The 9,594-nt window shown below is 46.9% G+C and carries 9 protein-coding genes; 4 read left to right on the forward strand and 5 right to left on the reverse strand.

Annotation, left to right across the window (positions count from 1 at the left end):
- Window positions 1–5 precede the first annotated feature (5 nt).
- From typA to dtd, 3 genes are all read left to right on the forward strand, one after another.
- The gene (typA, locus tag HUJ19_RS10645) at window positions 6–1,829 is read left to right on the forward strand and encodes a translational GTPase TypA (protein ID WP_367274005.1); all 1,824 of its coding nucleotides are present in this window, start codon (window positions 6–8) and stop codon (window positions 1,827–1,829) included.
- 195 nt (window positions 1,830–2,024) lie between these two features.
- Window positions 2,025–2,390: a hypothetical protein gene (locus tag HUJ19_RS10650; protein ID WP_290624183.1), complete on the forward strand. Its 366-nt coding sequence runs from the start codon at window positions 2,025–2,027 to the stop codon at window positions 2,388–2,390.
- A 3-nt stretch (window positions 2,391–2,393) separates the two neighbouring features.
- Entirely contained in the window at window positions 2,394–2,831 is a 438-nt protein-coding gene (gene dtd, locus HUJ19_RS10655; protein ID WP_290624184.1) for a D-aminoacyl-tRNA deacylase, read from the forward strand.
- On the opposite strand, the gene HUJ19_RS10660 is transcribed toward dtd, so the two are convergent.
- From HUJ19_RS10660 to HUJ19_RS10670, 3 genes are read right to left on the reverse strand one after another with little or no spacing between them, the layout of a single operon-like run.
- Complete coding sequence (locus HUJ19_RS10660; protein ID WP_290624185.1) at window positions 2,828–3,388, reverse strand: SRPBCC family protein; 561 nt, start codon at window positions 3,386–3,388, stop codon at window positions 2,828–2,830. The two genes, dtd and HUJ19_RS10660, sit on opposite strands and share 4 nt — an antisense overlap.
- A 15-nt stretch (window positions 3,389–3,403) precedes the next feature.
- A complete protein-coding gene (locus HUJ19_RS10665; protein WP_290624186.1) occupies window positions 3,404–5,281 on the reverse strand; it encodes an MFS transporter in 1,878 nt (625 codons plus the stop codon).
- Between the two features lie 26 nt (window positions 5,282–5,307).
- Window positions 5,308–6,114, reverse strand: coding sequence for a TatD family hydrolase (locus HUJ19_RS10670; protein ID WP_290624187.1), 807 nt, complete (start codon window positions 6,112–6,114; stop codon window positions 5,308–5,310).
- An 89-nt stretch (window positions 6,115–6,203) separates the two neighbouring features.
- Between HUJ19_RS10670 and HUJ19_RS10675 the strand changes: the two genes are divergently transcribed.
- Complete coding sequence (locus HUJ19_RS10675; RefSeq protein WP_290624188.1) at window positions 6,204–7,250, forward strand: AI-2E family transporter; 1,047 nt, start codon at window positions 6,204–6,206, stop codon at window positions 7,248–7,250.
- Between the two features lie 60 nt (window positions 7,251–7,310).
- Here the strand turns inward: HUJ19_RS10675 and HUJ19_RS10680 are convergent, their stop codons facing one another.
- Together HUJ19_RS10680 and HUJ19_RS10685 are read right to left on the reverse strand one after the other, a co-directional pair.
- Window positions 7,311–8,723, reverse strand: a complete 1,413-nt coding sequence (locus tag HUJ19_RS10680) for an efflux transporter outer membrane subunit (RefSeq protein ID WP_290624189.1) — start codon at window positions 8,721–8,723, stop codon at window positions 7,311–7,313.
- Window positions 8,713–9,594, reverse strand: an 882-nt coding sequence (locus tag HUJ19_RS10685) for an efflux RND transporter permease subunit (protein ID WP_290624190.1), incomplete at its 5' end; no start/stop codon positions are given. The genes HUJ19_RS10680 and HUJ19_RS10685, both read right to left, overlap by 11 nt.

The following is a 9,594-nucleotide window of genomic DNA, read 5'->3' on the forward strand; positions in this document are numbered from 1 at the left end:
AATTTATGATCGATAAGTTACGCAATATTGCGATTATTGCCCACGTTGACCACGGTAAAACAACTCTAGTTGATAAGCTGTTGGAGCAATCAGGCACATTGGGCGAACGCGCTGGCCCTCAAGAGCGTGTAATGGATTCAAACGATCTTGAGAAAGAGCGTGGCATTACCATTCTGGCGAAAAATACCGCCATTAAATGGAATGATTACCGTATTAACATCGTTGACACCCCTGGACACGCTGATTTTGGTGGTGAGGTTGAGCGTGTCATGTCGATGGTGGATTCAGTGTTGTTGTTAGTTGATGCCGCTGAAGGTCCGATGCCACAAACCCGTTTTGTAACCCAGAAAGCGTTTGCCCAGGGACTTAAGCCTATTCTGGTTATCAACAAGATTGATAAGCCAAGTGCGCGCCCTGACTGGGTAATGGATCAGGTGTTTGACCTGTTCGATAACTTGGGTGCAACCGACGATCAGCTGGACTTCGAAGTGGTTTATGCTTCTGCCTTAAATGGCTGGGCAAGCCGTGATGCGGAAACCACTGGCACTGATATGCAGCCTTTGTTCGAAGCCATTGTTAACAATGTAGCACCGCCGCCAGCAAATGCTGAAGGTGGTTTCCAGATGCAAATTTCACAGCTGGACTATAACTCCTACGTTGGCGTTATCGGTGTTGGTCGTGTGAGCCGTGGTAGCGTAAAGCAGAACCAGCAGGTGACGATTGTGAGTGCCGATGGCACTAAACGAAACGGTAAAGTAGGTCAGGTACTTGGCTACCTTGGCCTTGATCGTCATGAAGTCGATTCGGCTGATGCTGGCGACATTATTGCGATTACCGGTTTGGGCGAGTTGAAAATTTCCGACACCATCTGTGATCAGAATGCAGTAGAAGCATTACCAGCGTTATCTGTTGATGAGCCTACTGTAACCATGACCTTCCAGGTTAATACTTCGCCGTTTGCCGGCAAAGAAGGTAAGTTTGTTACCTCGCGTAATATTCTTGAGCGTTTGCAGCAGGAGTTGGTACACAACGTTGCATTGCGTGTTGAAGAAACTGAAGACCCGGACAAATTCCGTGTTTCTGGTCGTGGTGAATTGCACCTTGGCATCCTGATCGAGAATATGCGCCGCGAAGGATTTGAGCTGGCAGTTTCTCGCCCTGAAGTTATCCTGAAAACCATTGATGGCCAGCTTCATGAGCCTTATGAGACAGTGACCATCGACGTTGAAGAGCAGCATCAGGGCAGCGTGATGGAGCGAATGGGTACGCGTAAAGCGGAACTAACCAATATGTCTCCTGATGGCAAAGGCCGTATTCGTTTAGACTTTATGATGCCAAGTCGCGGTTTGATTGGTTTCCAGACCGAATTTATGACACTGACTTCTGGCTCAGGTTTGATGTACCACACGTTTGATCATTATGGTCTGCACAAAGGTGGTGACATTGGTCAAAGAGCCAGTGGTGTACTGATTGCTAACATGACCGGTAAAGCATTGACTAACGCCCTGTTTAACTTGCAGGAACGTGGTCGCCTATTTGCCAAGCATGGTGACGAAGTCTATGAAGGCCAGATCGTTGGTATTCATAGTCGTTCAAACGATCTGACAGTAAACTGTTTGAAAGGCAAACAGCTGACCAACGTACGTGCTTCAGGTACTGATGAAGCGCAGGTATTGACGCCACCGGTTAAGTTGACACTTGAGCAGGCGTTAGAGTTCATTAATGATGATGAGCTGGTCGAGGTCACGCCAAATAGTATCAGACTTCGTAAAAAGCATTTGTCTGAAACTGACCGTAAGCGTGCCAGTCGTCCGCCAAAAGCGTCATAAGTTTCAAAAACTTTGAAAGAACCGTTAGCTGCTGTGCAGCTAGCGGTTTTTTTTATGTCGCTGATTTATCAAATAGCAGTAATGGGTTAGCAATAAGTTAATAAAATCGTTACACTTTTTGCAACTGGCAAAAAAAGTTGCAACCAATTAGGCTGTTGCCAATCATATAAGCAATAAATTACAAAAAGGTCATCTATGAAGCAGGTTAAATTATTGGCGCTTGGCGCCACATTCGTTGCTCTATCGGCGTGCACTACTTCACAGGGCGTCGATGCCGCCAAGGCATTAAGCCAATTGTTTGGCGGTCCACCCGATCGAGCTCAGATGCTTGACGCAACCGTTGAAGAAGCTTTGCAGTATGAGTTTGACAAGTGCATGAGTGGCAAAGAGTTTACCGCCGATTCTCAGTCCGAATGTATTCAGCTTGCTTACGCAACCGTTAAGGAAGACATGAACCTTGAAGAGCGTCCGGGTGAAGATGGCCGTGTGATTATCGAGCGTGTCGATGATGAGGACATGATCTATGAAGACAATGAAAACCGCGATGATAATCAAGAGTAACCGATGATTGCATTGTTACAACGGGTTCTGGAGTCAAAGGTTGTTGTTGAAGGCCAAACCATTGGTCAAATCAATCAGGGACTAATGGTTTTATTAGGCGTAGAAAAAAATGATGACCGGGCAGCCGCTGATAAGCTACTGCAACGTATCCTGAAATATCGTGTGTTCAGCGACGCTGAAGACAAGATGAATTTATCTTTGCAGGACATTGAAGGCGGTTTGTTACTTGTGCCGCAGTTTACTCTGGCTGCAGATACGCAAAGTGGCTTACGACCTAGTTTTTCTTCGGCTGCACCGCCGCAACAGGGTAAGGCGTTATTTGATTATTTTGTTGAACAGGCGAAAGCCAAATATGACAAGGTTGAGTGTGGTCAGTTTGGCGCAGATATGAAGGTCCATCTGATTAACGATGGACCTGTTACTTTTCAATTGAAGGTTTAAAGCTCAATCTCATCTTCATCTTCAAGTTTGTCAGGGTGGGTCGATTCAATTAACTTTTTCAGTTGCTCCAAATTGGATTGATTCACTTCCTCAATACTTCCCTGAATTAAAAATAAAATGGCATTCTGTACAATGCCCTTGCCGGAATACTGCTGAACCATGGTGACACTGGTTGTGCCGTCATTGTTAGCTTCAAAGGTAACAACTGTCTTTCCCGTGAGCCACTCATTTGAGTAATCATAGCCGACTTGCTGATTGGCTATGTACGAGGTCAGAGTGTGCTGCATGGTGATCAGGTTACCTTCAGTAGACTGGTAGTTCATCTTCCAGCTGCTGCCGACTTCATTCAGAGAGCCACTGACATTTTCGATGGAGTGAAATTCGGCTAGCCAATGATTGAGTAACAGAGGATTGTTATAAACCGCAAAGGTCTGCTCAACCGGTGCCTCAATAGTCACACTGGCTTTACTGTCAAAATCACGCTTAAAAATACCAATAGCGACCAGCACCATAAAAAGAGTGCCGATGAAAATAAAACCGTACTTTAAAACTTTCATAAGTAAGAGTTCCTGTTAAGGTTTGTTGTCGCGAAGTTCAGCCACCACTTGCTGCAGCGACTCTTTAGAAACATCCTGTGGCTGAATTAGCTCACCAACAACTAATGTTACCTTGGTTCTTAGGCGTTTTAAACGGTCAATAAATTTATTGACTGTTTTACGACTGAACAGACTTTGCCAGAGTCCCTGCAAAGCCATTGGAATAACCGGAACTGGGGTGGTTTCAATAATGCGCTCAATGCCTGATTTAAAGTCATTCATTTCACCATCAGAGGTTAATTTCCCTTCAGGAAAGATACAGACCACTTCACCATTATCAAGCGCCTCTGCAATCTGATACATGGCTTTGTTCAAAAGCTCTTTATCTTCATTGGCGCCAGCAATCGGAATTGCTTTGGCGGTTCTGAATATAAAGCTTAATACCGGGATCTTGAAGATCTTATGATACATCACAAATCGCACGGGGCGACGAATACTGCCAGCAATGATCAAGGCATCTACATAGCTCACATGGTTACACACCAGAACATGGGCGCCTTCATCAGGAATATTATCGAGCCCTTTTTTGCGCACGCGGTAAATGGTGTGGATCAAAATCCAGACCAGAAAACGCATCAGGAACTCAGGAACCAGTGTGAAAATATAGATGGCTACCAGAGCATTCATAATGGCCACCAGCAGGAAGAACTGCGGAATGGTCATGCCATTGCCCAGCAATACCGCGCCCAGTACAGCAGCGACCACCATAAACAGGGCATTAAGGATATTATTACCCGCAATAACCCGCGACAGGTGCGAGCGTTCACAGCGTTCCTGAATCAATGCGTATAAAGGCACAATATAAAAACCGCCAAAGATACCGACAAAAGCACAATTAATCAGAGTTCGAATTGAGCCATCCTGACTCAGGTATTCGGTTGGTGATAGGGCCCCGGTGAAACTGCTATGTGGATTGGCAAGAAAGATATCAATGGCAAACCAGGTCATACCAATCGCGCCGAAAGGTACCAGACCCAGCTCGACTTTTCTGCCAGACAAAAACTCACAGAGAACCGAGCCTAAGCCAATACCAACTGAAAAGGTTGCAAGGATCAGGGTGGCGACCAGATCATTGCCATTCAAACTGACTTTGGTGAAATTAGGAATTTGAGTGAGAAATACGGCGCCATAAAACCAGAACCAGGAAACACCCAGAATGGACAGAAATACTACTTTCTGTTTTCTGGCGAATTTAAAGGTTTTCCAGGTCTGTGTAATGGGGTTCCAGTTAATTTTTAAATCGGATTGAGTCGAGGGAGTGTCGGGTATTCTGCGGCTGGCCAAGTAGCCAGTTATCGAAATAGCCAATAACAGACCTGATAAGATTTGCACTCCGATATCACCACGCCCAATCAGAACGCCGCCGATAACTGTGCCAATAATAATGGACAGGAAAGTACCCATCTCAACCAGACCATTACCACCGAGCAGTTCGCTGTCATTTAGATGCTGCGGCAGAATACTGTATTTTATCGGGCCAAATAAGCTGGACTGAAAACCCATTAGAAATAACACAAACAACAGAAACCAGATATTGTTAAAGTAAAAACCAATAACGGCACAGGTCATAATGGTGATTTCGAGCAGCTTTATTTTTCTTATCAAGGCTGACTTTTCGAACTTTTCGGCAATTTGACCTGCGGTAGCTGAAAACAAAAAGAAGGGCAGAATAAAAAGACCGGCAGCAATATTATTGAGCATGTCTGAATTTAAATTAAGCTCTTCAGATGCCTGATAGGCGATAAAAATTAATAGCGCACTTTTATAGACATTATCATTGAGAGCCCCCAGCGCCTGGGTGACGAAATAGGATGAAAAGAATCGTTTTTTAAATAATGAAAACTGATTGGCCACTTATTATCCCTCTTATAATTTCTGATCTAGTTTGGCAAATTGAAAAAAGTCTGCGCATTCTTGTAAGTGATTTCAGCAAGGTGCTCTATTGATTGCTGCCGACAGGTCGCGATCTTTTGCGCGATATGCGGTAACAACATGGGCTCATTGCGCCCGTCTTTCGGTTTTGGCCGCAAATCTCGTGGCGTTAGCCAGGGCGCGTCGGTTTCTATCATCAGTCTGTCGTCAGGTATCAGGTGAACCATGCCTGCCAGCTCCTGTCCGCGTCTCTCGTCGCATATCCAGCCAGTGACGCCAATGTACAGGCCAAACTCTAAATACCGCTCCAGAGCCTGCTCAGAGCCAGTGAAGCAATGAATAACCGCTGGTGGAAGCTCGCTTTGGTATTCCTGCAGCAGTTCAAGCATGGTATCGCTGGCATCGCGCTCGTGCAGAAATAATGGCTTCTGCAGCTCGCAGGCCAGCTCTAACTGCTGTTTAAACACCCGAATCTGGCTTTCTGGGGTGGAGAAATTACGGTTAAAATCCAGTCCGCACTCACCAATGGCTACCACTTTGTCTGCTTTATGTAATGCCTTGATAGTGGCGAAGTCAGTGTCACTCATGCGCTCGGCGTCATGTGGATGGCAACCTGCTGTGCAGTAACAGTTATCATATAAACTGGTCATTTCAAGCGCCTGCTGGCTTTCTCGGGCGTTGGTGCCAGTGATGATAATGGCTTCGATACCGTTCGCTAAAGCACGCTCAAGAACCTGTTCTCGATCCTTGTCAAAGCGGTTGCTAGTCAGATTGACCCCAATATCAATAAATTGTGTCTGTGCCCTTTGCGCCATAAAAGTCTGATTGGCATTAGAAAAAACCTTGTAAGATGTTATAAACTAATTCGACTATAAATCAAAGAGATAACAAAAAAGGGAATACCATGTCTGCAGAAACACCCAGAGTCACCAACGTATTGGTTGCAATCGCTGCGACCTTTTTAATTATTGCGGGATTGAAATCAGCCAGTAGCTTCGTGGTGCCGGTCATTTTGTCGTTGTTTGTTGCGATTATTTTAGGCCCGCTGTATTTTTTCTTTGCCAAGGTAAAACTGCCCATCATTAAAAAAGATATGCCTGATTGGCTGGCCATTATCCTGGTGGTAGTCATCATGAGCCTGTTCTTCTTTGTGATCGGCACGCTAGTCGGTAACTCGGTAGAGCAGTTCTCCAGTAACCTGCCGCGTTATGAAATGATGCTCAGAGCCAAGTTTGAAGGGCTTGTAGTTTGGCTTGCTGGACATGGCGTTGAAGTGCCGCAGACACCACTGGCTGAGCGATTTTCCCCTGGTGTGATGATGAACCTGTCGGCTTCGATCTTAAATGGCCTGGGCAGCGTACTGAGTAATACTTTCCTCATTATCCTGACCTCAATTTTTCTATTGATGGAAGCCAGTATTTTTGGTGACAAGATGCGCCGAGCATTTCCTGATGTGGAAAGTAAAGCCCATCTTGGCCTGGGCGAAGTGATCACCAAGATTAAACAATATGCATCCATCAAGTCAGTAGTTAGTTTATTAACCGGTGCGATTATCAGTCTGTGGCTGTGGGTGATTGGGGTTGAGTATCCTTTCCTGTGGGGACTGATTGCCTTCATGTTCAACTTTATCCCGAACATCGGCTCGATCATCGCCGCCATTCCTGCAGTATTGCTGGCCTGGCTAACCTCTGACAGTCTTACCACGCCACTGCTTGCCGCAGCTGGCTATCTGGCGGTTAACTTTGTTGTTGGCAACATTGTAGAGCCGAAATTCATGGGCAAAGGTTTGGGGCTTTCGACTTTGGTTGTATTCTTATCATTATTATTCTGGGGCTGGGTATTAGGCCCGGTTGGCATGTTGCTCTCAGTACCGCTTACCATCATTGTAAAAATCTTCCTGGATGCGAATAAGGAAACTCAGTGGATTGGGATTATGTTGGGGGATAAGTAATCTATTATAAAAAGCCCGGGATTTCGCCGGGCTTTGTGCTGTATAAGGAACGTGTCTATTTTATGGCGTTTCTTCCATCGCAGTATCCCCACCACCAAGTGCCTTATATAAAGTCACTGTATTGGCTAAACGGGCGCGTTCACTTTCCAGTTTGGCCTGCTCAGCAGCGAATAGATCCTGCTGTGCACTGAGGACTTCAAGATAGCTGGCGAGACCTGCTTTGTATTTGGCTTCCGCTAGATACAAACGGCGTTTTTGCGCCTTGACCAGATCAAGATTGGCATTTAGCTCTGCATCATAGCTCTTACGATTGACCATCAGCTGGTAAACCTCGGCAAAGGCTTGCTGGATGGTTTGTTCATAGCTGGCCACCATCTGCTCTTTCTGCGCCTTGGCGACGTCAAGCTGGGCATTTAACGCATTGCCAAAGATTGGAACGGAAATCGATGGCATAAAGGTCCAGGTCTCGGAGTCACCATCAAATAGACTATCAAACTCGGTGCTGGCAAAGCCAAAGTCGCCAGTCAGACGCAAGCTGGGGAAATACGCAGCGCGAGCAGCGCCAATATTGCCGTTAGCCGCATACAGCTGATGCTCGGCGGCTAATACGTCAGGACGATTGAGCAAGACATTCGAGCTGATGTTTTCTGGCAACTCCAGACTCATCATTTCTGGTATCTGCTGGTTATCATTTAATGACACCTGACTGAGTGGCGTGCCAATTAACAGCTCAAGATTGGTTTTGGATACCGCATATAAACGTTCGAGTTGTGACTTGCGCGCTGAAACCTGTGCCAAAGCAGCCTGGGCCTGCGCTAAATCCAGATCGCTGGCGATGCCATTGTCTTTGCGTTTTTGAATCAGATCCAGACTTTCCTGGCGGCTATCAAGGGTTTGCTGGGCAAGGCTGAGGTTTTCCTTTGCTGACAACCAGGAATAGTAGGCGTTAGCAGTTTCTGCGATGACAGAAATTTTGACGAAGCGCTTAGCCTGCTCAGTGGCGTAAAACTGATTCAAAGCAGCATCGCTCAGAGAGCGAATACGACCGAATAAATCCAGCTCATAAGAAACCAGGCCCACCGAAGCATCATAGCGGTTGAACATGACGCTGCCGCCAGTAAAGGTCGACAAGTCTCGGCCGCGAGTCTGGCTGACTTCGCCGCGGAATCCAGGGACAAACTCTTCCCACTGGATCTGATAGCGTCCTTTAACTTCGGCCACACGCGCGGTTGCTATGCGTAAGTCACGATTATGTTCCAATGCCTGGCTAATCAGTGCCTTGGCATTTTCGTCGGTGAAAAAGCTTTGCCATTCACGTAAAACAAGTTGTTCGGCAGCCTGCGACTGCTGATCGGAAATGGTCAGGTTCTGCGCCACCGGTAATTCTGGGCGCTCATTATCGGGTGCCATGGACAGGCAGCCCGATAATATAAAAAGTGCCGCTAAAGGCGTTAAACTTCTTTTAATCATCATTAATCTCCATTCCTCTGGCAGCCATTTCATAATGCTTGAGTTTGCGCGGGAAAATCTTGCGTACCAGTAAGTAGAACACTGGCACAAAGAAGATTGAGAACACCGCAGCGGCGAACATACCACTGACCACGCCAGTACCAATTGCCTGGCGGCTGGCAGAACCTGCGCCACTGGCTAAAGCCATTGGCAGCACGCCCATGATAAACGCCAGTGACGTCATCAGGATTGGGCGCAAACGAATTTTACAGGCTTCGATCACGGCTTCCAGCGGCGACTTGCCATCAGACTGTGCTTCTCGAGCGAACTCTACAATCAGGATAGCATTTTTGGCTGACAGCCCAATGATGGTGATCAATCCCACCTTAAAGTAAATATCGTTTGGCATGCCGCGTATATCCATTCCGATGATACAACCTAGAATACCCAGCGGTACCATCAGTACCACCGCCATTGGCACAGACCAGCTCTCGTAAAGCGCTGCCAGCACCAGGAACACGACCAGGAACGATAGCGCAAATAGCAACGCGGTCTGGTTGCCGGCAACTTTCTCTTCCAGAGATTGACCTGACCATTCGTAGGCAATCCCCGAAGGCAGGTCAGCGGCGAACTGTTCCATCAGATCCATGACCACACCAGAACTGACGCCCTCGGCACCTGAGCCGGTTAACGGCAATGACGGCAGACCATTGTAACGCGTCAGTTTAGCCGGAGCCTCGCCCCAGGATGCGGTAGCGATTTCCGATAGATTGACCAGATCACCCTGTTGGTTGCGAATTTGCAGGCTCATGATTTCTTCGGGAGTAGAGCGGGTTTGCGCATCCGCCTGCACCCAGACCTGGCGCACTTTACCGTTGTCAATATAGTCATTGAC

Origin of the sequence: Kangiella sp. (genome assembly GCF_014762745.1) — a bacterium.
In the GTDB taxonomy this organism is placed as follows: Bacteria; Pseudomonadota; Gammaproteobacteria; order Enterobacterales; family Kangiellaceae; genus Kangiella.

Bases quoted from the DNA above. Each gene is read 5' to 3' on its own strand.
- typA (WP_367274005.1), top strand. From the start codon at position 6: ATGATCGATAAGTTACGCAATATTGCGATTATTGCCCACGTTGACCAC.
- HUJ19_RS10650 (WP_290624183.1), top strand. From the start codon at position 2,025: ATGAAGCAGGTTAAATTATTGGCGCTTGGCGCCACATTCGTTGCTCTA.
- dtd (WP_290624184.1), top strand. From the start codon at position 2,394: ATGATTGCATTGTTACAACGGGTTCTGGAGTCAAAGGTTGTTGTTGAA.
- HUJ19_RS10660 (WP_290624185.1), bottom strand. From the start codon at position 3,388: ATGAAAGTTTTAAAGTACGGTTTTATTTTCATCGGCACTCTTTTTATG.
- HUJ19_RS10670 (WP_290624187.1), bottom strand. From the start codon at position 6,114: ATGGCGCAAAGGGCACAGACACAATTTATTGATATTGGGGTCAATCTG.
- HUJ19_RS10675 (WP_290624188.1), top strand. From the start codon at position 6,204: ATGTCTGCAGAAACACCCAGAGTCACCAACGTATTGGTTGCAATCGCT.
- HUJ19_RS10680 (WP_290624189.1), bottom strand. From the start codon at position 8,723: ATGATGATTAAAAGAAGTTTAACGCCTTTAGCGGCACTTTTTATATTA.